At 33.8% G+C, this 22,953-nt stretch carries 21 protein-coding genes; 8 read left to right on the top strand and 13 right to left on the bottom strand.

Annotated elements, in window-relative coordinates:
* Positions 1-82: 82 nt before the first annotated feature.
* The 4 genes from Q0992_RS10250 to Q0992_RS10235 form a co-directional block, all read right to left on the bottom strand.
* On the bottom strand, positions 83-1,021 hold the full coding sequence (locus tag Q0992_RS10250; RefSeq protein WP_299523444.1) for a radical SAM protein: 939 nt from the start codon (positions 1,019-1,021) through the stop codon (positions 83-85).
* 83 nt (positions 1,022-1,104) lie between these two features.
* A complete protein-coding gene (locus tag Q0992_RS10245) occupies positions 1,105-1,335 on the bottom strand; it encodes a ferredoxin (protein WP_299523440.1) in 231 nt (76 codons plus the stop codon).
* Positions 1,335-2,579: a peptidase U32 family protein gene (locus Q0992_RS10240; protein ID WP_299523437.1), complete on the bottom strand. Its 1,245-nt coding sequence runs from the start codon at positions 2,577-2,579 to the stop codon at positions 1,335-1,337. The genes Q0992_RS10245 and Q0992_RS10240 overlap by 1 nt, the downstream gene beginning before the upstream one ends.
* Positions 2,580-2,581: 2 nt before the next feature.
* Positions 2,582-3,676, bottom strand: a complete 1,095-nt coding sequence (locus Q0992_RS10235) for a rhodanese-related sulfurtransferase (RefSeq protein ID WP_299523434.1) — start codon at positions 3,674-3,676, stop codon at positions 2,582-2,584.
* 372 nt (positions 3,677-4,048) lie between these two features.
* Between Q0992_RS10235 and recA the strand changes: the two genes are divergently transcribed.
* The 4 genes from recA (at position 4,049) to Q0992_RS10215 (ending at position 7,702) form a co-directional block, all read left to right on the top strand.
* Positions 4,049-5,053, top strand: a complete 1,005-nt coding sequence (recA, locus tag Q0992_RS10230; RefSeq protein ID WP_299523593.1) for a recombinase RecA — start codon at positions 4,049-4,051, stop codon at positions 5,051-5,053.
* A 97-nt stretch (positions 5,054-5,150) separates the two neighbouring features.
* On the top strand, positions 5,151-5,570 hold the full coding sequence (locus Q0992_RS10225; RefSeq protein ID WP_299523431.1) for a hypothetical protein: 420 nt from the start codon (positions 5,151-5,153) through the stop codon (positions 5,568-5,570).
* 51 nt (positions 5,571-5,621) lie between these two features.
* Entirely contained in the window at positions 5,622-6,167 is a 546-nt protein-coding gene (locus tag Q0992_RS10220; protein WP_299523428.1) for an RNA polymerase sigma factor, read from the top strand.
* 2 nt (positions 6,168-6,169) lie between these two features.
* Positions 6,170-7,702: a hypothetical protein gene (locus Q0992_RS10215; RefSeq protein WP_299523425.1), complete on the top strand. Its 1,533-nt coding sequence runs from the start codon at positions 6,170-6,172 to the stop codon at positions 7,700-7,702.
* A 105-nt stretch (positions 7,703-7,807) separates the two neighbouring features.
* Here Q0992_RS10215 and Q0992_RS10210 read toward each other — a convergent pair whose 3' ends face one another.
* A complete protein-coding gene (locus Q0992_RS10210; RefSeq protein WP_299523422.1) occupies positions 7,808-8,542 on the bottom strand; it encodes a 1-acyl-sn-glycerol-3-phosphate acyltransferase in 735 nt (244 codons plus the stop codon).
* A gap of 103 nt (positions 8,543-8,645) precedes the next feature.
* Here Q0992_RS10210 and trpS point away from each other — a divergent pair, with 103 nt between their 5' ends.
* Complete coding sequence (trpS, locus tag Q0992_RS10205) at positions 8,646-9,617, top strand: tryptophan--tRNA ligase (protein ID WP_299523419.1); 972 nt, start codon at positions 8,646-8,648, stop codon at positions 9,615-9,617.
* On the opposite strand, the gene dprA is transcribed toward trpS, so the two are convergent.
* Complete coding sequence (gene dprA, locus Q0992_RS10200; protein WP_299523416.1) at positions 9,614-10,744, bottom strand: DNA-processing protein DprA; 1,131 nt, start codon at positions 10,742-10,744, stop codon at positions 9,614-9,616. The genes trpS and dprA overlap by 4 nt on opposite strands.
* 108 nt (positions 10,745-10,852) lie before the next feature.
* Between dprA and Q0992_RS10195 the strand changes: the two genes are divergently transcribed.
* The 3 genes from Q0992_RS10195 to Q0992_RS10185 all read left to right on the top strand — a co-directional run bounded on the left by Q0992_RS10195 (position 10,853) and on the right by Q0992_RS10185 (position 12,744).
* Entirely contained in the window at positions 10,853-11,791 is a 939-nt protein-coding gene (locus Q0992_RS10195) for an SPOR domain-containing protein (RefSeq protein WP_299523413.1), read from the top strand.
* 59 nt (positions 11,792-11,850) lie between these two features.
* On the top strand, positions 11,851-12,360 hold the full coding sequence (locus tag Q0992_RS10190; protein WP_299523410.1) for an acyl-CoA thioesterase: 510 nt from the start codon (positions 11,851-11,853) through the stop codon (positions 12,358-12,360).
* 162 nt (positions 12,361-12,522) lie between these two features.
* Positions 12,523-12,744, top strand: a complete 222-nt coding sequence (locus Q0992_RS10185; protein ID WP_299523406.1) for a DUF6515 family protein — start codon at positions 12,523-12,525, stop codon at positions 12,742-12,744.
* On the opposite strand, the gene Q0992_RS10180 is transcribed toward Q0992_RS10185, so the two are convergent.
* From Q0992_RS10180 to Q0992_RS10150, 7 genes are all read right to left on the bottom strand, one after another.
* On the bottom strand, positions 12,745-15,822 hold the full coding sequence (locus Q0992_RS10180; protein ID WP_299523403.1) for a choice-of-anchor D domain-containing protein: 3,078 nt from the start codon (positions 15,820-15,822) through the stop codon (positions 12,745-12,747).
* A 4-nt stretch (positions 15,823-15,826) separates the two neighbouring features.
* The gene (locus Q0992_RS10175) at positions 15,827-16,888 is read right to left on the bottom strand and encodes a hypothetical protein (protein ID WP_299523400.1); all 1,062 of its coding nucleotides are present in this window, start codon (positions 16,886-16,888) and stop codon (positions 15,827-15,829) included.
* A 115-nt stretch (positions 16,889-17,003) separates the two neighbouring features.
* A complete protein-coding gene (locus tag Q0992_RS10170; RefSeq protein WP_299523397.1) occupies positions 17,004-18,680 on the bottom strand; it encodes a lipopolysaccharide assembly protein LapB in 1,677 nt (558 codons plus the stop codon).
* A gap of 64 nt (positions 18,681-18,744) precedes the next feature.
* Positions 18,745-19,968, bottom strand: coding sequence for a peptidoglycan DD-metalloendopeptidase family protein (locus Q0992_RS10165; protein ID WP_299523394.1), 1,224 nt, complete (start codon positions 19,966-19,968; stop codon positions 18,745-18,747).
* Positions 19,968-20,759, bottom strand: coding sequence for a DUF4292 domain-containing protein (locus Q0992_RS10160; protein WP_299523391.1), 792 nt, complete (start codon positions 20,757-20,759; stop codon positions 19,968-19,970). Before Q0992_RS10160 ends, Q0992_RS10165 begins: the two co-directional genes overlap by 1 nt.
* A complete protein-coding gene (locus Q0992_RS10155) occupies positions 20,760-22,121 on the bottom strand; it encodes a tetratricopeptide repeat protein (RefSeq protein WP_299523388.1) in 1,362 nt (453 codons plus the stop codon).
* 37 nt (positions 22,122-22,158) lie between these two features.
* Positions 22,159-22,953 (bottom strand): sugar phosphate nucleotidyltransferase (locus Q0992_RS10150; protein WP_299523385.1); only part of this gene is annotated, 795 nt, incomplete at its 5' end.

Genomic DNA, 22,953 nt, shown 5'->3' with positions numbered 1-22,953 from the left:
AATTGTACTAATTACGTGTATAGTTAATATTGTTTAACGTGTAAATATAAGATTAATTGGAGTGACTTAAAAAGTCTTTGATTTAATTAAATTCTATTTCGTAATTAAGCCTTGTAGATATGGATTTTAGTTCAGCTTTTGATTTGAAAATATTTTTGAATAATATTTGGCTCCAACCTATGCTCTTACTAAAATCATTAAAGGATTGTTCACGCCAATTGAAACCTTTTTTCCAAAAGTCTTGTGGTGAAACATAGCAAAAGGTATAATCAAGCACAAAACTTGATACGTTTTCATTCGACAATTCAGAAATAGTATTGGGAGCTAATAATACAATTCTATTCTTTTTACAGGTTTCTCTAATCGTTTTTATTACATCTGGATAATCACTTTCTAAAGATGAAATATCAAAATCATTATATTCTGTATTGCCTATTTTCCGTATGGGCCGTATTTGAAAAATGTCAAAACTCTTAGGGCTAAAGTATTTAAAAATATCCTTGAGCTCGTAAAAGTTATCTTTATTGAATGTGTAGTTTATTCGAACTTTAAAATTGTACGTTTGCTTTAATTTTTCAAAAGCTTTAAAGGCATTTTGAAACTTTTCATAACTCCCTTTTTTCATAAAGTTTTCATAGGATTCCTTATGAACACCATGTAATGAAATTGTAAATTCATTAAGGCCCGCTTTTAGAAGCTCTTCAATCTTTTCTTCGGTTAACAAATTGGCATTTGTGGTAATTGAAATGTATGGTATATGGTATTGTTTACCAAGTTCTACTAATCGAGGTAAGTGTTTGTAAAGTGTTGGCTCTGTACCGCAACCCAATTGTAACTTTAAAGCTCTGCTAAAGACAGCTTTGGCTACTAATTCTAATTCACTTTCTTTAAACTGACCCTTAAGCTTTTTTACATAATCTTTATCTGTAAAATAGCACATTTTACAGCGTAAATTGCATGCCATTACAGGGTCTAAGTTTACCGCCAAATAACGTTTATTGAGTTTATGTAATATATACAAGCCTAGAAATTTAATTCTATGGCTTTTAATTTTTCTGTTTAATCTTAATAGCTTGTATATATTCATGAATAAATCTTAAACAATTAACTTAGTTTTACTGAAATTATTTTCACAGGACACACTTTTGCAGCTTGATTACTTTGCTCATAAATTAGATAATCCTTTGATTTTAAAGTATGAAAGCCTTTCTTTTCACTGGCGCGCAACAACACGGACTTCCCGTCTTTTTTTGACATCTGAAATTGCTCTGGCGCTATCTCCACACAGTAGTTACACCCAATACATTTATTGCGTTGTAAGGTAATTACAACCATTATGCTTCAACTTTATGTTCTACAATCTTATACAATTTATCTGAAGTACGAATTCTAAAATCCAGAGGTATAGTCACAGAATCTCCTTTTTTGGCCTTATCTAATTTTTGGTCATTAACCAACATCTCATTCAACATAAATTCTTTAGCACCAGTAGTTGAGCCCGTAATTAGTACAGCATCCCCAATTTCAAGATCATAAGCATCTATCTTAAACTCGCCTATTTTTGCTTTTGGGTAATAGTGCAAACCTTTACCAAGGTATACCTTTTTCTGAGTAGCATGGGAGCCCGAACCTTTACTCCACTCTCCTAATCTCTGACCTAGGTAATATCCATTCCAAAAGCCTCTGTTGTAGACTTTTTCGAGCTGTTGCATCCAAGAAATCACCTTTTCTTTATCATAAGTTCCATTAGCAATACTATCTATTGCTGCCCTGTAGCAACTAATTACTTTTGCCACATATTCTGGTGCTCGGCCACGGCCTTCAATTTTAAGCACTTTAATCCCAGCGTCTATAACTTCATCCAAAAAGTCTATAGTACATAAATCCTTGGGAGACATAATGTACTCGTTATCCAGTTCCATTTCAACGCCTGTATCTTGGTCGATAACGGTATACTTTTTTCTACAATTTTGCTTACAAGCACCACGGTTCGCCGAGGAGTTATAGGCATGTAAACTCATATAGCACTTACCCGAAACTGCCATACATAGTGCCCCATGACCAAATATTTCGACCTCTACTAAGCGCCCAGAGGGTCCCTTAATTTGTTCTTTTTTAATCTGCTCAGTAATTTTTTTAACCTGACGCAAACTCAGCTCTCTGCTCAAAACCATAGTATCTGCAAACATAGCATAGAACTTAACCGTTTCTATATTGGTGATATTAATTTGGGTAGAAATATGAACTTCCATATCAAATTCTCTAGCAATTGCAATAACTGCTTGATCCATTGCAATAACAGCTGTTATGTCAGCTTCTTTAGCACTCTTCACTAATGTCTTCACGATAGATAAATCGTGATCGTATATAATAGTATTTAAGGTAAGGTAGGTTCTTACATCTTTTTCTTTGCAACGCCTCGATATCTCTTCAAGGTCGTCCAAAGCAAAATTTATTGATGCCCTGGCTCTCATATTGAATTGCTCAACACCAAAATACACCGAATCAGTTCCATTATCTAATGCTGCTTGTAATGATTCAAAATTTCCGGCAGGAGCCATTAATTCAATTCGATTCATAACTATTTTAATATTTTGGTTGACGCAATATTAGGCATTGAAAAATTATCTGAAATATTTCTCAAATCCTTTTTAAACGATAAGTAATCTGCTCTTCCCTTCTTAAAAATATCATTACTGTTGCCTTGTCCTTTTCGCAACGCCTTTTGCTCTTCGTAAGGTAATTTTATAGTTTCTTGACATTTACTTGAGCAGCAATTATCCATTTTTTCCTTGCATTCATCACATTGAATAAACAGTAAATGGCAGGCTTCATTAGCACAGTTGGTGTGCGTGTCAGCGGGTTTACCACATTGATGACAATTGGCTATTACATCGTCACTTATACGTTCCGAACGTCTTTGGTCAAACACAAAATTCTTACCAATGAATTTATTTTCTAAACCTTCTGCCTCTACTTGCCTTGCATAATTAATAATTCCCCCTTCTAGCTGATAAACATTTTTAAATCCTTTATGCTTATAATATGCGCTTGCCTTTTCACATCGAATGCCTCCTGTGCAGTACATTACTAAGTTTTTATCCTCTTTATGTTCTTTTAAATCTTCTTCTATTAAATCTAAAGACTCTCTAAAAGTATCAACATCTGGCGTAATGGCATTTTTAAAATGTCCTATCTCACTCTCATAGTGATTACGCATATCCACCAAAACTGTATCTGGATCCTCAATCAGCTCATTAAATTGCTCAGCGCCTACATGAACTCCTTTGTTGGTAACGTCGAAAGTAGCATCATTTAAACCATCAGCTACGATTTTATGACGCACTTTAACTTTAAGCTTTAAAAACGCAAAATTATCATGCTCAATAGCAATGTTTAATCTTACATTTTCTAAGAATGATATTGTATCTAAATGATTTTTGAAGGCATTAAAATTTTCTGCTGGTATAGACAACTGAGCATTAATGCCTTCAGTTGCAATATATATTCTACCCAGAACGTCGAGTTGGTCCCAAGCTAAAAACATATGGTTTCTGAAAATTTCAGTATTGCCAATTTTGGCGTACTTGTAGAAAGAGATTGTTAAGCGGTCTTTGCCTGCTTTTCTTATAAGCTCTGCTCTTTCTTTAGCACTTAAGTTATTGTACAGTTGCATGCTATACTAATTTTAAGGTTAAAGATTGGGTGCAAAGGTATAATTTTTAGAAAACTACAATAAAAAAGCACCTTTAATTTAAAAAGGTGCTTTCCTAACTAACCACTAACTTAAAACTAGTTGAAAAGGTGATTAACTTTGATTTATCGGCTGTTGAAATGGACAACAGCCGAAGAACCATGTGCCTTGCTAATTGGTGTTTCTAAAAAGTAAAACTCTTTGGTAGTAGAGCATACTTTTAAAGATAATCATAGCAATTTTTTCCTTTTTCATATAATAGATGTAAAAAGTGTAAAATGGTTGCGTCATAAAATTGAAAAAAATAAAATAAGTGGTATTTTTGATATCAATTTAATTAAGAAAATAGTAGAGATGAGTAGTGAAAAAGATGCAAAATTAAAAGCCTTAAAATTAACCTTAGATAAGCTAGATAAAGCTTATGGCAAGGGAACCGTAATGAAAATGAGTGATCAAGCCATTGAGGATATTGATGCTATTTCATCTGGTTCTTTAGGCCTAGATATTGCTTTAGGAGTTGGAGGGTATCCAAGAGGACGAGTAATAGAGATTTATGGACCAGAATCCTCTGGTAAGACTACATTAACACTTCATGCCATTGCTGAAGCTCAGAAAGCTGGTGGTATTGCGGCCTTTATTGATGCAGAACATGCCTTTGACCGTTTTTATGCTGAAAAATTAGGTGTTGATTTAGAAAACCTTATCATTTCTCAACCTGATAATGGCGAGCAAGCTTTAGAAATTGCAGATAATTTGGTACGTTCTGGTGCGATTGATATTATTGTGGTCGATTCTGTTGCTGCTCTAACACCAAAAAGTGAAATTGAGGGAGAAATGGGTGATTCTAAAATGGGGCTTCATGCGCGTTTAATGTCTCAGGCTCTTAGAAAATTAACGGCCTCCATTAGCAAGACCAATTGTACTATGATTTTTATTAATCAATTACGTGAAAAAATTGGAGTGATGTTTGGTAATCCTGAAACAACAACTGGTGGTAATGCTTTAAAATTCTATGCTTCTGTGCGATTAGACATAAGACGTTCTACGCAAATTAAAGATAGCAACAGTAATGTAATGGGCAATAAAACAAGGGTTAAAGTTGTAAAGAATAAAGTAGCTCCTCCTTTTAGAACTGCAGAATTCGATATTATGTATGGAGAAGGTATTTCAAAAGTAGGGGAAGTCCTGGACTTGGCTGTTGAACATAATATTGTTAAAAAGAGTGGGTCGTGGTTTAGCTATGAAGACACAAAGTTAGGTCAAGGGCGTGATGCAGTAAAATCTTTAATTAAGGACAATCCCGATTTAATGGATGAACTAGAAGAAAAAGTCCGAGCCTTAATCAATGAAAATCAATAACTTATAAAAAATCCTAAATTTCGTTAGGATTTTTTTGCTTTTAGACGCAACCTTTTTTAAGTTTTTGTATCTACTTATATACATAATGTACAGTAACATGAAGAAATATGTCTATCAGTTTTTGATGTTCATGGTGATTTTCACTTCTTGTAATATTGAAAATGATAATACACTAAATTTTTATCTCGAAGTAGTGCCGATTGAGAGTGTTGATGTGCCCGAAGAGTTTATTCTTGGTCAAATACACGAAATATCCGTTACATATACTAGACCTAATTCATGCTATGAATTTAATGACTTTATTTACTCTGTGCAGAATAATGTACGTTCTGTTGCAGTTGCAAATACTGTTTACACTAACATTGAATGCATGTCATTGTCAGAAGATGTAACTGTAAGTTTTGATTTTGTAGTGTCGTCATTAGAAACCCATGTTTTTCAATTTTATCAAGGTACTAACGATGATGGCATTGATCAATATCACATAGTTGAAGTTCCGGTAGTGGAAGGTGATTGATTTTATATCGATACCCTTAGAAAGCTATTAATCATAAACAAATAAACGCATGTGAGTTTAGATAGACTCATAAAAAACTGTATAAAACAGGATGCTGAAGCCCAAAGTCAATTATACAAGCAATATGCAAGTAAACTATTTTCACTTTGTCTTAAGTATTCTAAAAACTATGTGGAGGCAGAAGATAATCTGCACGACACGTTCATTACTGTATTTAGTAAAATAGATCAGTATAAAAACAAAGGTTCTTTTGAAGGTTGGTTAAAACGAATAACAATTAATACCGCATTACAAAGATACAGGGAAGATGTCGGTGTTTATGATATTGTAAATGAAGATAACATTGAGGATGTATCGATAAATCTAGACGATAGTGATTTAAGTATTGATTTTTTATTGAAAATCATACAAGAATTACCTAATAGGTATAGATTGGTCTTTAACCTATATGTTTTAGATGGGTATTCGCATGTTGAAATAAGCGAGTTAATTAATATTTCTACTGGGACATCTAAATCTAATTTAGCAAGAGCTAGATTAATTTTAAAAGAAAAAATTGAGGCTTATAAAGCGAATTTGAATTCGCAATCATTATAATGATGAACGAAAAGAAAAATATTGATAGACTTTTTCAAGAAAAGTTTAAGGATTTTGAAGTGGCACCAAACGATGCCGTTTGGAATCGTATAAATGAAAGTCTTCCCAATAACAAGAAAAAGCGTAGGGTGGTTCCGATTTGGTGGCAAATTGGTGGTGTAGCCGCTGCAATTGCTTTACTCTTCACTATTGGAGTTTCAGTATTAGACTTCGGGAATACTGCAACTGAAAATCCAACTATTGTCGATACTGAACAAAACGACCCTGTAAACAAGAACACGGTCGAAGATTCATCTATTGATGAAAATAAAAGTCAAAAGGATTTAAATCAACATGATGATTTGCGAGATTTCGAAATAGTTGATTCTGATGATATGAAAGAATCAACTATAGACAAGTCTTCACAAAATCATCCCTTGAAAAAGGAAAATAGTCCTAAAGAATTAACGACACACAATCCGTCCAAAACAAACACTGTTGTTAATAATAATAAAGGAAAACCCGTATCTAAAAAATCCAAATCTTTGACAACAAAAACTTCTGATAAGCTTTTGACCATTGCTTCAACTGAAGATGACCAGAAATCTAAAGACAAATCTAAGCTAGACGATATTGAGAAGAAATCTACAATTAAAAAAGCGATTATAGATAACAAAACTGCTGTTGCAGAAAATTCGAGCCCAAAATCTTCAGATTCCGAGTCGGCTACCAATGATTTAGAAAAAGAAACCTTATTAAAGGAAGAGACTGATAAAGCATCTATTTTAGATGCCATAGCCAACAACACTAAAGACATTGATGAAAAAGAAGAAGATGAACAAAGCAGGTGGAGCATTACACCTAATGTTGCGCCTGTTTATTTTAGTTCTTTAGGTCAAGGGTCTACCATTCATAATCAATTCAACAATAACACTAAAAGTAGCGATATTAATATGAGTTATGGTATTACAGGAAGCTATGCCATCACAAAAAAATTAAGTGTTCGTGCCGGAGTCAACCGTGTTGATCTTAATTATGCCACTGCTGATGTTATTGCCTTTAATGGTGCAGATACAGCTTCGAGAAGTGCAGATGCTCAAGGAAATATCAGTTTTAAAAATAATCAGTTTGTATCGCTTGTTAGCTTAGATATATTAAACAGGTCTTCAACTCCTGAAGCACTTAATACAAAAGTTACAGGAGATATTGATCAGCGTTTCGGTTTCATAGAAGTGCCTTTAGAATTGGAATATCGCTTATTAGATAAAAAGTTTGGGGTCAATGTTATAGGTGGTTTTAGTACATTCTTCCTAAATCAAAATGAGATTTATGCAGATATTGATGGCTCATCCACTTTAATCGGTGAGGCCAATAACATTAATTCAACAAGTTTTAGTGCCAACTTTGGTTTAGGTTTGGATTATGACTTGTCTAAACGATGGAATATAAACCTTGAACCTCAGTTCAAGTACCAAATAAATACATTCAATAATACATTTGGCGATTTTAGACCATTCTTTATTGGAGTATATACAGGATTAAAATTTAAGTTTTAGGTTAATTTAAGTTAGGTTAAGTTATTGCGAACAGAAAGCAATGATGAATGCAATGATGATAAAAGCTACTCGTGGTTAGGGTAGCTTTTTTTAATTGATTACGGATTATTCATTCATTGTTAATTCTTCTAAAATCATAGCTCTAGCCTCTTCGTTTAGGGCTTTGGTGTCCTCAATCTTTAATCCGTTTGTTTGTAAAAATTTATGAATTTTAACCTTCATTCTTCCTGGACTACCGCTAAAGAAGGTATATGAAAATCGTTTTTTATTATCGTAAAACGTCATCGGTACAACAGGGATTTGATGATTTATGGCCAAACGAAACGCCCCGTCTTTAAAGTCATCCAATATAATATGTTCCTCTGGGACACCTCCTTCTGGAAAAATGCATATACTCAGACCTTGTTTCAATCTTCTTTGTGCTCTTAAAAAAACTGCTTGTCTACTCTTAGCACTGCTTCGGTCTACCAAAATACAAGTACGCTTATAAAAAAAGCCAAACAAAGGAATTCTAGCCAATTCTTTCTTACCGACAAAAACAAAAGGGTTTTTTACCGAAACCAGCATCAGCATAATATCGGTCATTGAGGTATGGTTTGCAATAAACATATAGCTTTTCTTAGGATCTGGTACTTCCTCTTTTATTACTTTATAATTAAAGCCCATACCCAACAAAATAAATTTTGCCCAAAAACGTGCTAGCTTAAAAAAATAAGGATACCATTTTTCCCTAGATATAGACAGTAATAAAATGGGGAGCAATACAATAATTGGTATGACTACCAAAACATAAAACCAAATACGATATAGAACCCAAAAAGGATATTTTAATATGGCCACGGCATCAAAACTAAGTAAATAGTTCTACTAAAAAAATTATCTTTGCTTTCCTATTAAGATTTAAGTTTAATTAAATAAGATATCTGCCTACGCAGGTAATATTATGGCAAGAATACTAACAGGCATACAAAGTACAGGCACGCCACATTTAGGCAATATTTTAGGCGCCATTTTACCTGCAATAGAAAAAGCAAAAGATGCGGCTAATGATTCGTATTTATTTATTGCAGACTTGCATTCTTTAACGCAGATTAAAGATGCCCAAATGCTTCGCAGCAACACTTATTCTACTGCTGCTACTTGGTTAGCCTTTGGTTTGGACATAGAGAATAGTGTATTCTACAGACAGAGTGATGTACCACAGGTTACCGAATTGGCATGGTATCTTAATTGTTTTTTTCCTTTTAAGCGGTTAGAACTTGCACATAGCTTTAAGGATAAAGCAGACCGATTAGACGATGTCAATGGAGGTTTGTTTACGTATCCTATGTTAATGGCAGCCGATATTTTGCTATATGATGCCGAAATTATCCCTGTGGGTAAAGATCAGGAACAGCATATAGAAATGACACGTGATGTGGCATCGCGATTTCATGCAAAAATGGGAGATGAAACCTTTGTCTTACCAAAAGCTGATATACAAAAAGAAACCATGCTCATTCCTGGTACTGATGGTGCAAAAATGAGCAAGAGTAAAGGGAATATTATCGATATCTTTTTACCTGAAAAACAACTGCGGAAGCAAATTATGTCTATCCAAACAGATAGCACACCTCTTGAAGACCCTAAAGACTGGGCAACCTGTAATTGCTTTGCTATTTATGAATTACTGGCTTCTAATCAGCAAATTGCTGAAATGAAAGTCAATTACGAAGGTGGTAATTACGGTTATGGCCATGCCAAGCAGGCCTTATATGAGCTCATTTTAGAACGTTTTGCTGAGTCTAGAGAACGTTATAATTACTACATGGCCAACCTCAATGAAGTTGATGCTGCCTTAGCTAAAGGAGCTGCCAAGGCTAAATTTGTGGCTGATGAAGTTTTAAAGCGTGTGAGAGCTAAGGTTGGGTATTAAACCAATTCAAACAACTTTCCTGGCAAGGGTCTAATGACGCCTTTAAGTTCCATATTGAGTAAGATACCTGCTAGTTTATAAGTTGGTATGTTACATTCTAAGGCAATAACATCAAGCAACTGTTTGTCATTTTCTTTCAAATAATTATAAATTACTTTTTCATCAGCTTCTAGTTCAACAAAGAGTTGCTTTTGTAAGGCTGGTTTAGTTGCTGAGCCCTGTCGAAGGGTCGAAGTATCGCCTTCTAGTCTCCAATTTAGTAAATAGGGCACATCCATAGGATGAGACAACAAATGTGCTTTCTGAAACTTAATCAAGTTATTACAGCCTACGCTCTGGCTATCGGTAGTTCGACCAGGAACGGCAAAAACCTCCCGATTATAAGAATTGGCAATATCAGCAGTCACTAAACTTCCACCTTTTTCAGCAGACTCAATAACAATTGTTGCTTCACTTAGACCTGCAATAATGCGATTTCGTTTTAGAAAATTATTTCTATCAAAAGCATCGGTACTCCAAAAATCTGTATAAAATCCACCATGTTTCTCAATATCAGCTACATACTTCTTATGGACTTTAGGATAAATCTGGTTTAAACCGTGCGCCAGACAGCCAATGGTTTGTAAATTATGGTTTAAAGCCGATTTTTGTGCCGTAATATCCGTGCCATAAGCAAACCCAGATACAATAACTGGGTTGTATGGAGATAAAGCTTCTACTAATTTTTCACAAAAGGCAATACCGTTTGTAGTTATTTTTCGAGTGCCAACAATACTGATTATTGGTTGTTGTTTTATGTTGATTTTACCTGATTGAAATAAAAGAATTGGGGCATCAATACAATGCTTCAGCTTTTCTGGATAGGTTTCATCCGTGAAATAGTGAACTACAATATTATTGTCCTTTATGAATTGTAATTCATTTTCGGCTTCTTCTAAGAGAATTTTATCAAAAAGGCCTTCAATAGTAATGGTGCCTACCCCATCTATTTTTAAGAGCTTAGATTTCTTCTCTTTTAAAACTGCTTCTGCAGAACCGCAATGGTTTATTAATTTCTTGGCTGTAGTTGCCCCAATTTTGGGTACGTGTTGCAAGGCTAGAGCATAAATTAATTGCTGGTCTGTCATTAGTATGAAACTGATTTTAAACCTACAAGAAACTAAATTTTTCTGATGTTAATAACTAAACACCCTTAAACTTCTTTCACTTTCAAAAATTTTTAACTTTGTCTTATTATGCAGTTAGAGACTTACATTGGCGACCTTTTATACCGTTACGATTGCGTCACTATACCGAGTTTTGGTGCTTTTTTAACCAATCGTGTTTCGGCTAAAGTTCATGAAACGACGCATACATTTTACCCGCCTAAAAAAGTGTTATCTTTTAATGAGCAGCTTCAAAACAATGATGGTTTATTAGCCAATTATATTGCCGAGATTGAAAAAATACCCTATACAGCTGCTAAAGATAGGATTTCAAAGCAGGTAAAAGCCATTAAGTCGTACCTTATTGAAGGTGAAACCATACAACTGGAAAATATTGGCGAACTTATACTCAACAACGAAGGTAAAATAGTATTTAACCCTTCTAACCATATCAATTATTTAACCGATGCTTTTGGGTTGTCGCACTTTACATCTTCAAATATTAAACGTGAAACCTATAAAAAAGACGTAGAAGCCATTGAAACAGGTACTCCTATTGCTTTTACTCCTGAAAGACGTTCTAATAACAATTGGTTAAAATATGCTGCTGCGGCTGTTATTGTATTGGGTTTAGGTTCTTATTTTGGCCTCAACTATTACAACAATACTATTGAAAACCACAATCAGTTAGCACAGGAAGAAGCTAACGCACAGCTTGATGCCAAAGTGCAAGAAGCTACTTTTATCATCAGTAATCCGCTACCACCTGCTACACTATCTCTAGAAAAGCAGACTGGAAATTATCATGTTGTTGCTGGAGCTTTTAGAATTGAAGCCAATTCTGATAAAAAAGTTAATCAACTCAGAGCATTAGGTTACAAAGCCAGAACAATTGGTAAAAACCGTTATGGTTTGCACGAAGTAGTGTACTCAAGTTTTGAAACAAGACTTGAAGCGTATCGCGCTCTTTACAAAATACGTCGTGAGCACAACCAAGATGCTTGGTTATTGATAAAGAAATTAGATTAACCTTTTCTTATCCATTTTTAATTTAAATCACTTTATCTTTGCACAAATTTTAAGAATTTATGCAGCCTAGAACCGCATTTCAATCTAAAACTGTTGTTACTGATTTGGTTTTACCTAGTGAGACTAATCCTATTAATAACCTCTTTGGTGGGGAGTTATTAGCACGAATGGATAGAGCCGCTAGTATTGCCGCTAGACGACATTCGCGCCGTATCGTGGTTACTGCTTCTGTGAATCATGTGGCGTTTAACAGATCTATTCCACTGGGCAGTGTTGTTACGGTTGAAGCTAAAGTGTCTAGAGCGTTTACCTCATCCATGGAAGTGTATCTCGATGTTTGGATTGAAGACCGAGAATCTGGTGAGTGCATTAAGGCTAATGAGGCTATTTATACCTTTGTCGCCGTTGATGAAACCGGAAGACCTGTTAAAGTTCCTGAACTTATACCAGAAACCGATTTGGAAAAAGAGCGTTATGAAGCCGCCTTGCGCCGTAAGCAGTTGAGTTTGGTTTTAGCAGGAAAGATGAAACCATCAGATGCCACAGAGCTAAAAGCTATTTTTGAGTAATTCTTTTGTCATTCCGCACTGTCCCACTGAGCGTAGTCGAAGTGTGATGCGGAATCTGTTCAATTCAAGCCAAATCTTTATAAGTAGATTCCTGCCTTTGCAGGAATGACAAATTAAACCTTTTTAAATTTCTTAAGTCTTATCATAAAACCAAATCTATTTATGATGAGAATTTTAATTTACACCTTAGTTTTTGTTTTTGCATTAAGCACTAGTTCTTGCGCAAGACGTGTTGTAGTAACTCAACCTGCTACTTCCGTGACCGTAGTCAAAAAACTACCTAGACAATATAAAATAGTAAGAGTTAATGGAAAGCGTTACTATTTCTTCAATGGACGGCATTATAGAAAGACCAGAAATGGATATGTGGTGGTGAGAGTTTAACTAGAACTTAATTACTTTTTCTTGATAAATTTTATCATCGGTCTTTAATTGAAAAAAGTATAGTCCATTCTCAAAATGACTTATATCGACCTCAGCAGGTAACGAACTATATTCCTTTACCAGTTTACCTAAGTTATCATATATAGTTAATTGTCCATCTTCAAACTCGAGCTCTATAAAAATAATTGAGTTAGAAGGGTTAGGATGTAGCTTTAAACGCTCTGCATTGGCATCATCAATATTTAAGGTAGCAAATAAGAACTCTTCGGTTAAAACCGAACTCCAATTATTATAAATATCCTTGAATTGAAAATGGATATAATTGGTTGTATTATTTGATAGACCAGAGATATTTATATCCTCTAAAAACATATAGGTCATATCTGGTCCAACTGTTTCTGAGACTCTATTTTCAAAATCATCATTAAACCAATATCTGTAAGCAGAAATCGCATTGCTTCCCAAACCTTCTGGTGTCGTGTTATATACAAACTCGGATACTATTGATGACCAAGCACCTCTTTCATCTTTAAATCTGATGTGAAATTGATGTAAGCCCTTATCTAAAGTGCCAACATCAATATTTAGGTTTAAGATTAGTGGATTTGTACCATCTCCATTTCCTGTTGTTCTACTAGCATAGTCATTGTCAAACCAATATTCGTAATCTGTAATGGTATTTGCTCCTGATATGGTCGCGTTTTGTACATAGACATATTCTGATAAAACAGAAGACCAAGAGCCATTTTCATCCTTAACCCTAAAATGAAATGTATTTAATCCGTTACTTATGTTAGAGGTTGAACTATCAAAATTTAAACTCTCAATGGAATTATTAGAACCTAAGCTAGTGGTCTGCCTACCAAAATAGTCATCATTAAACCAATACTCATAAGACGACAACTTTGGTGCATTGGGATTATTAATGGTGTTTACACCATTTCCTATTAAATCAGCGGTATCTAAAATGGTGTTGTCTTGAAAACTAGCTTCTATTGTCGCTGTTTTTTCTCCTATAGAATCAGGGTCAAAACTTATGATAACCGTTTCTGAATCTCCTGGATTAAACAATTTTGGCAGTTCGGGTTGTTGCACAATAGTAAACAAACTTGCGTCATTACCTGTAATATCTATATCTGCAACTGTATAAGGCGCGCTACTAGAATTTGAAACGGTTAGTGTTACCAATTCTGTTCCTCCATAAATATAGACATCACCAAAATCATAAATTGGGTCAGTATTGGTATCGTAATCTGTTTCTGCAGTTTCTACTGCCAAACCACTTAATTGAATATCTAATTGAGGATTATTGGCTGAGGAGTTATTGATTCTGAAAACAACTTCTTTTTCTCCTATTGAGGTTGGTGCAAAATCTACCTCAAAGGTTTGTGTTTGATTGGGTTGAATATCAAACGGAACTGTTGGAAAAGTAAAACTAAATTGACTATTATCTGAGCCAACTAATTGAATACTGGAAATATTTAATGGTACATCGCCAATACATTGAATAGTGATTGTTTGTTGTGAAGAATTTCCTAAAGCTGTTTGTGGGTATTGAACTTCATTAGATGAAACTAAAACTTGTGCATCTATGATTTCGTCTAATAAATCTTGTTTTAAAAAATCAAACAGAAAAGTATCCAATCCATTAGCATCCAACATATCGAACCTGCCTTTTGCTATCTCATCATGGTAATATCCTCTAAAAGGTCTAACCTCTTGTAATTGATGCCCTTGATATATCGCGCTTAGAAAAGGTACTACTCCATCATTAACATGCCCCAAGTTTTTAAATGCTTTTTCTATTTTAAAATATCCTTTACTAATTAAATCATCAGAAATATTAGTTTCCTCTCTTGTATCAAATAATCCTCCTGCATAAGCAATAATCTTATTGTCGAAAGTAGTATCTAAATTCATTTTCTCGCCATTTAGCCATGTGTTTTCCTCATTAGGATAAATATCGTAATCAAAGTAGTCATCGTAATTATCCCATCTTAAATCCCATCTATTAACTTTGGTTGATGTTGGAATTGAAAAAACACCATACATTGTATAATTTATCCCTAACCAAGCAACATTTAAATCAAATATTAATTCATTAAAAAGTGCATAATTATAGGATGATACATCTGTGACAATACTACCATTTGCTACAGGGCTTCCATGATGAGGTGTCCCTAACGTTATTAATTTATCTACTCTTTCACCACCTTTTTGATTCGGAAAAGGTCCAACTAATCTGTTTCTGTTCAAAAAAGACCTTGAAACCAAGCCTCCCATACTATGAGCAATGATTGTGATTTCTCTATCATGGAACTCAACATAGTTATCATCTAGCTCAATTCTTAGTTGATGCCCTAAATCATCAACAGTTACGATGTTAGAATTATACTTAACATAATATGGCTTATATTGACTTTTTAAATCTTCTTCACAAACGAAATATCTTAAAAAATTAGTCCAAATATTTATGTTGCCCTCTGCATCCTCGCCTTTTGGTTGCCACCCATGTATTAAAAGTAATGGTGTCCTATCATTTAATTCATAATTATCTGCGACACATTGAATATCATCTAATGCGTTAATATCCACAGGGAAAATATCTAGTTTATCCCTTAATCCGACAAAAACGGATTGTGTAACGACATTATTAGAAATATTGGTTTCGCCATTATCAATGTCTTGTTCAATCCAAAAAATAAAATAGTAGGTTTTGTTAGCTTCAATATCTAACGGAAGTCTTATATATCCTTCCCAAAATTCTTTTCTTTCTGCTATATCACCTACACCTAAACCGATTAAATTAGTAAATCTGTCTTGGGAAATTTCCCCATCTTTTAGTTCTATGTCGCCTGATAGGTCTAAATTTTCATCCTCAGATAAAAAAATCTTAAAATCCACTACAGATGCTGAACTTGTACCATTATTTATTACATTAATTTCCCAAACTAATTCCTCTCCTTTGTAATGGGTAGCTCCTGGCGCACCTACAAAATAAGACTGAAATCCTAAATCCGACTGCGTAAAACCAATCAATGAGCATAAGCCCAACACTAAAAACACTATCTTTTTCATAAGGCTAGTTTTGTTGTGCTTCAACTTCAATTTCTACTGGTAAATCCCCATTTTCATTGGTAGAACCAGATATGTTTTTAGAAACGATATGTGGATTAAATGGCACAGAACCATCTTTCCATGGGAAACGGCCTCCGTAGATGCCTATTTGACCTCCATCGTTTGCTGCGGTTAATAGTGGTGAATTGTCTACTAAATGTAAATCTGATTCATATATTAAAGAAATGTTATTTGAAATATAATTACTAAAAATATCATTAAATGTAAGATTCGATATCAGCAGATTATTACTCAAAAAATTTGAGTTGCTAGTTATTGTAGAACCCCCTAAACCAAAGTTATTTCTAAAAGAACTATTTGTTGAACTTGGAATAATTCTACCACTCATACCAACATTAAATATGTTATTTATCACGTTGCAGTTATTTGCATACATCAATCGAGTTGAGTTCAACCAATTTGAATCATTTGTAAGAAAAATATTATTCTCAATTGTAAGGTTAGTAAAATAGTGGCTTCTCCAATTGATTATATTATTAGAGATAGTTCCAGAGGGTAATATTCCATTGATTTCTCTTATATCGATTCTATCGGTTATCGATTTTGTCATAAATAAGTTTTTAACAACACCTGTAACACAATTAAATCCATTTGGTAAATTAACCCTATCGATAACTAAGCCATCAATGTCTGAATTGACAACTATATTACCTTGTGCATTAACATTCGTAAATGCTATCCCAGTAACAGAACCACCACCACCTGTAAAATATTGAAGTTGTGGTAAGTCAGGGTTTGAGGATGAAAATATTGTTGAACCAGTAGAACTTGTATTGTCTGGGTTGTGACCTACACCTATAATATGAAATTTCGTATATATACTACGGTTTACATTAAACGAGCCTCCAGGAAAATAAAGTGTATCTCCTTCGATGGCATTAGTAAAAGCTTCATCTACATCTTCATAGAAATCTGGTTCTCCACCATTCTGTACAGCTATAAGTTTTTGTGAAAAAGCGTAATTTAGACAAAAGGCAAAGACAAGAAAAAGTAATGTTCTTTTCATAGTTTTGAGAATAATGGATTAATAACTAATCACAATACTACTTAAAAACATTATTTAAATCAAGGCTTTAGTATCTTTATTTTCAGCATATTACAAGTTTTACCCTTAAGGGTAATTATTTTATACTGGCTTTATATAGGTTTTGTTCTTTATGGTATAGGTCTATGGCGTTTTTCTGTCTAAACTGTCCATTGCCTGATTTTAATTTGCCATAAAGGGATTTGCGCCAGTTTTTAATGGTGTCAATAGATTTATGGAAGTGCTCTGCTAGCTCTTTTTCGGATAAGCTGTCAACTATTTTTAACCAAAGTTGATATTCTCTTTCCTTAAGGTCGTATTTGTGGATTAAATAGTGTTGCAATCCTTCATTAAAAGCTAAAAATAACTTTTGCTTTTCCAATTTAGATTTCATTCTCCTATATAGAAACCATAATCCCAGACTTAAAACAGCTAGAAGAATAGTAGAAATTAACCAAATGGTTTGTTGTTTGCCTTTTAATTCTAACTCTTGTTCGAGAATTGTAATTTCATTTTGGGCCAATTCCTTTTCTTTTTTTTCGGTTTCATACTTGGTATTCGCATCAGCTAATTGGTTGGTAAAATTTTCGTTTAACAGTAAACTATCCCTAAGTTTGGTAAGTTTCTCGTGATAGATTAAGGCTTTTTTATAGTTGTTGTTAGCCTTATAGGTTTTGTAGGCTTGGAAATAAATATTTATGTTTTGTTCGTCTGATTGTGTGGAAGCAAATTCTAATGCTTTAGAAATATACTTGTCCGCTTTTAATCGATTGCCAACCAAAAAATATATTCTTCCTAGCTTTATATAAAATGAAGATAAATACTTATCTAATTCTTTTAATTTTAAATATTGGCTTACATAACTTTCTCCAATTTCTATAGCCTGTTCAAGATTATTCTGTCTTTCGTATATGGTAAAAAGCTTCTTTTTTATATTTAATAAACCTTTTTTGTATTCATATTTTTTGAATATGTCATATGCTTTATTATAATACTTTTCAGCTTTTGTCAAATCTTCCCTGTCTAAATATACATTTCCCAAATGAATGTAAGCAAACCCTTCCATATTTGGGTTCTTTTTCTTCTTGGAATATTCTAACTCAAGTAAATAATACTTCTCGGCCTCTTCATAATTTCCCAATTCAAGATTAATAAGACCTAGGTAGTAATAATTAAAGCCATTATATCTGTTGATGTCATACTTGATAGATGTTCCTAAGTTATCATATGTTAATTCTAATGCTTTAATGTAATCACTCTTACCGATTAGGCTCTTAATCATGGCCGTTCTAACCATTAATAAGTATTCTATCTTTTCAATAGAATCTTGTCTGTTTTCAGACATTAAATTTCTCTCAGAGATATTCTTAGCTTTTTCAAGATAGAAAAAGGCTGAATCCGTATTGGATTTTTCGGTGTAATAAGCGGCAAAATTTTGATACGTGGAAACCACTTTATTGGTGTCTAATTTAACAGCATTGGCTAGAGTTTTCTTGTTGTAGAAATCGACACTATCGAATTGCATTCGTTTTAAATAATAATAAGATAGTTTTCTATTAGCAAAATAGAGATATTCGTCGTCCTCTAGTTTCTTCCCTGTTTTTAACAATTTGTGGCTCCATACACCAATACTATCTGGACTTTTTCTTAAGTTCTTATTTATTTTCCTTGTTAGAGAATCTGCTATTTCTCTATACTCTTGAGTATAAATAGAATTTAAAAAGAATAAGGGTAAAAATAAAAGTGAAAGTAATCTTGATTGTTTTAATCTCATTACCATTCTGATTATGAGGCAAATATAATTATCTTTTGATTATCATAAATAGAAAACTACTCGTTTAATACTTTGCTAGCCAGGACTCAGGATTAAGAATTTGGTTGTTTTTATTAATTCTAAAAACTAAAAGAGTTTCTCCCCTAATTTTATTTGTAAAAACTTGACCAATGACTTGTCCTGTTTTTATTTTATCTCCTGATTTTACATAGACTTCCGAAAGGTTATAGTAGATAGTAAAATAATTCCCATGGCGAATTAAGATACCTGGATTAGCATTTTTAACTATCATTATTTTTGCTACTTCTCCATCAAAAACTGCTTTAACCTTGGCATTTGTCTCCGTTGCAATTTGGATGCTTTTATAGTTGTTTGTTACAGAAGCATCAGTTAACGAACGTCTTTTGCCAAACTTACCCTTTATAACACCACGAGATACAGGCCAACCCAGTTTACCCTTGTTAGCTTCAAAATTTGAAGCTAATTTCTTAGCTTCTGGTGTTAGAACAAATTTTCCTGTAGAGGTTTTCTTTCCTGCCTTTTTATTTGATGCAGCAATAGCCTCTCTAATTAAACGGTTAATTTCTCGGTCTAAGCGATCTGCTTCTTGCTTTTTCTTTTTGATCTGAGCTGCGAATTTGCTCATGTCAGCTTTTATTGAAACCATTAACACTTCTCTTTCTTTTCGCTCTTTTTCAAGTTCGCGTTTAGCAATTCTATTATCTTCAATAAGCTTTTGTTTATCTTTTTTCTGCTTCGCTAATTCAACATTCAAAGCTTCCAATTCTTTGGTTTTTGCTTTTATGGCCTCGCCTTGTTCCTTTTGGTAATTAGTATATTGTCTTATATACTGTAATCTTTTATAAGCTTGTTTAAAGTTGTTAGATGAGAGTAAAAACATAACCTTACTTTGTTCTGACTTACTCTTATAGGATTTAACCACCATAGCCGCATAATCCTCCTTAAGTTCCTGCAACTGAACTTTGAGACTAGCTATTTCATTTTCATTAGTATTGATTTCGCGGGTTAACAGATTAGCTTGTTGATTGGTGATTCTTATAAGGTTCTCCCTCCTGTTGATTCTGTAATTTAAATCTTCTATTAGCGTAATCTCGGACTTTTCTTCCTTTTCTTTGTCAAACAATAATGCCTTAAATTGTTTCATCTCCCTAATGATCTGCTGTCGCTGGGCTTCCAATTTTTTTTGTCTGTCACTTTGCGCAATTAATGCCGTTGAAAAGAGCAAGAACCCTAAAAGAAAGATTATATTTTGGTATTTTACATTCATTACCTTATCACTATTTCTTTATATCCTGAAGGAATCCTGAATGGAAAACGAACTTCCTCATTCAATGCTAACGATTTAAATTCCATTGTAATAGCAACCTCATCTGTATTTTCTACGGCAATGATTCTAATATTTTTAGGTAATACTTGTTTATCTACTTCTTGATACGATTTGTAGTCTACTTGAAGTATTCGCTTTTGTAATTGCTGGAATAGCTGTAAGCTATCCATCTTAAAATGTGATGGATTGATTAAATAAAATAACTCTAAAAGGGCATTCTGATCTTTGGGCTGCAACGCATAGGAATTTTCATTAACAGAAATACTATGCGGTTGATCCTTTAGGCTAAAAATCGCTTGACCAAGCAAGATATTCTGAACTTTTAAAAAGTCTAGTTCCACTCCAACAAAATCACTCAGCAACTTGTAATCGCCATCAAAATATTCATTATCTAATTTACTGTAAAAACGAACTTTTTCTGGCGTTATCATCATTCTGGCTAAACCTAGTTTTGCACTTAACCAAATCACTTTGTCCTTTTCAATTCTTAAATTAAACGTTGAGCCTTGTTCCTTTTGGTTCTGAGTAATATCAATTCTAACTTTACCTTGAAGCGTTTGAAAATCCGTATCACTCTTTTGATGCTGCTTAATAACCTGCTTTGCGGAAAGCTTATCACTGGCCTCTCCTGATGCAATAACACTTTTGGCCGATTTACAATTGACCAGTAACATCAATAGTGCAAACGTTAAGGCTATTTTATTGAATTTAATTATTCGGTTAAAAGTCATCTATTGTTGGGCTTTTATGGCTTGTGCCTTTTTAGCAAACGTTTCCGATTTGCTAATATTATTCATGGCTTTGTAGGCTAAGCTTAATTCTGAATAAAAATCAGCTTCCATTTTTGGGTTATCTATTAAAAAATCTAACCCAATTTCTAAACTCTCAATGGCTTTTTTATGAGCACCATTTTTGTTGTTAGCGACACCATTAACCAAATATAGAATAGGTTGAGCAGGATATAATTCTAATGCTTCTTCGCTACCAGCCACAACAGCTTTATAATCTTCAATATCTAGCTGCAATAATAGTACATTCTTAATTAGCTTAAAATCACTCGGGTCTTGTTTTAAAGCTTCTTTAAAATTGGCTAAAGCCTTTATCTTATCTCCGGCTTTTAGGTAGTATTGTCCCAAATCACTATGGGTTTGCGCATCCTTGCTCTCGTCAATCAAAGCAGTAATATCTACCAAGTCACTTTCATATTGAGGATGTTTAGATACAAAAGCCACAAAATCCTTTAAAACTTTAGCCTTGGCGTCTGCATTAATTTCTGGACTTGTTAATGCGATTTTTACAGAGTTAATAGCGTCTTCAACCCTGTCATCCTCTAAATAAAACTTATACAGTGCCAAATGTACAAACTTAGACTCTGGTTTTATCTTTAGAAGATTTTGAGCAGCTTTATACGCTTTCCTTTTATTTCCCGTTTGGCTATATCTATAGATGAGCTTTAAATGGTTCTCTTCATTATTAGGGTTATTGGCAATGCGTTGCTCTAAATTGTCTATACGGTCACCAGTATTGCCAGTGATACTGTAGATATCGTTTCGCATGGCATCTCTTGCCTCACTTACTCCCAATTCCTTATCTAGTTCGTCTAACAAGTCTAATGCTTGTTTATAACGTTTTTCCCTAACGTATAATGCTGCCAAATCCTCCTTATAATCTGGATGGTATTTTACCAATTGCTTAATGGTTTTAATGGCATTGTTTATATCATCTTGTTGGAAATACACATCATACAACTCATCTAAAAACCACTCATTGTCGGGTTGCATGTTAATGGCTTTTTTGAGGTAGTCCTCTGCAGCACCAAAATTTTTGAGCTTATTGTAGTTCTTGCCAAGTTCAAAATAAATAATAGGTTTTTTGCTATCAAGGTTTAAACATTTATGCAGTGCTTCAACAGCTCTCTCATAGTTCTCAATGCCTTTTTGTTTAAGAGCCTCAAAAAAGTGTTCTTGAAATTCGTCTTTTACATTTCCTAAATCATCATCTGGGCGTTTATTAAAATCGACTTGGGCAATGGTCGATTGGGGAATAAGTAATATTCCTAAAACAAAAAACAATATGTATATTGCTTTCTTCATGAGAATTTAACGCCTTTTAAGGAGTGACGAACAATTTTTATTCCAAAACCGAATAATCGCCTATGCTAATTTTTGTGAAACCGCCATCATACTTAACATGGCTACCTATCATTGCTTCCTCTAAATTAGCGTTTTTAATAGTAGTTTGGTTTTGAATTAAGCTATTTTTAACGCTTGAATCTTCTATAATACAATCCTCACCAATAGAAACGTAAGGACCGACCGACGTATTGCGCAAGATTGTTCTTGCACCAATAAAACAAGGTTCAATGATATTAGAATTCTCAATTATTACTGAGTTATCAATCAACTGCTCTTCATTATCCGATTGTAAAAACCCTAGCATTTTAGCGTTCGTTTCCAATGTTACATTTTTATTGCCACAATCCATCCACTCGTCGACAGTACCTGTTTTAAATACTTTTCCATCTGCCATCATACGCTTAATACCATCATTAATTTGGTATTCGCCGCCATTAGTTACATTTTCATCCAAAACTTCTTGAAGCTTTTCTTTTAAAACTGCCACATCCTTAAAGTAATAGATGCCTATTACCGCTTGGTCACTTACAAATTCTTTTGATTTTTCAACGAGCTCCACGATATTCTCATTATCATCTAGCTTTACGACTCCATAAGCTTCTGGATTATCGACACGCTTTGTCCATATAACGCTATCGGCTAAAGGATCTAATTCAAACTCCGCTCTAATCAATGTATCTGCATAAGCAATTACCGCAGGACCAGACAATGACGGCTTAGCGCTCATAATGGCGTGCCCTGTTCCCAGAGGTTGATCTTGTCTGTAGATAGAGGCCTTAGCATCCAATTC

Source organism: Winogradskyella sp., from assembly GCF_028289625.1.
In the GTDB taxonomy this organism is placed as follows: domain Bacteria; phylum Bacteroidota; class Bacteroidia; order Flavobacteriales; family Flavobacteriaceae; genus Winogradskyella.
The sequence above is the reverse complement of the archived record's forward strand: the minus strand, read 5'-3'. Positions and strand labels throughout refer to the sequence as shown.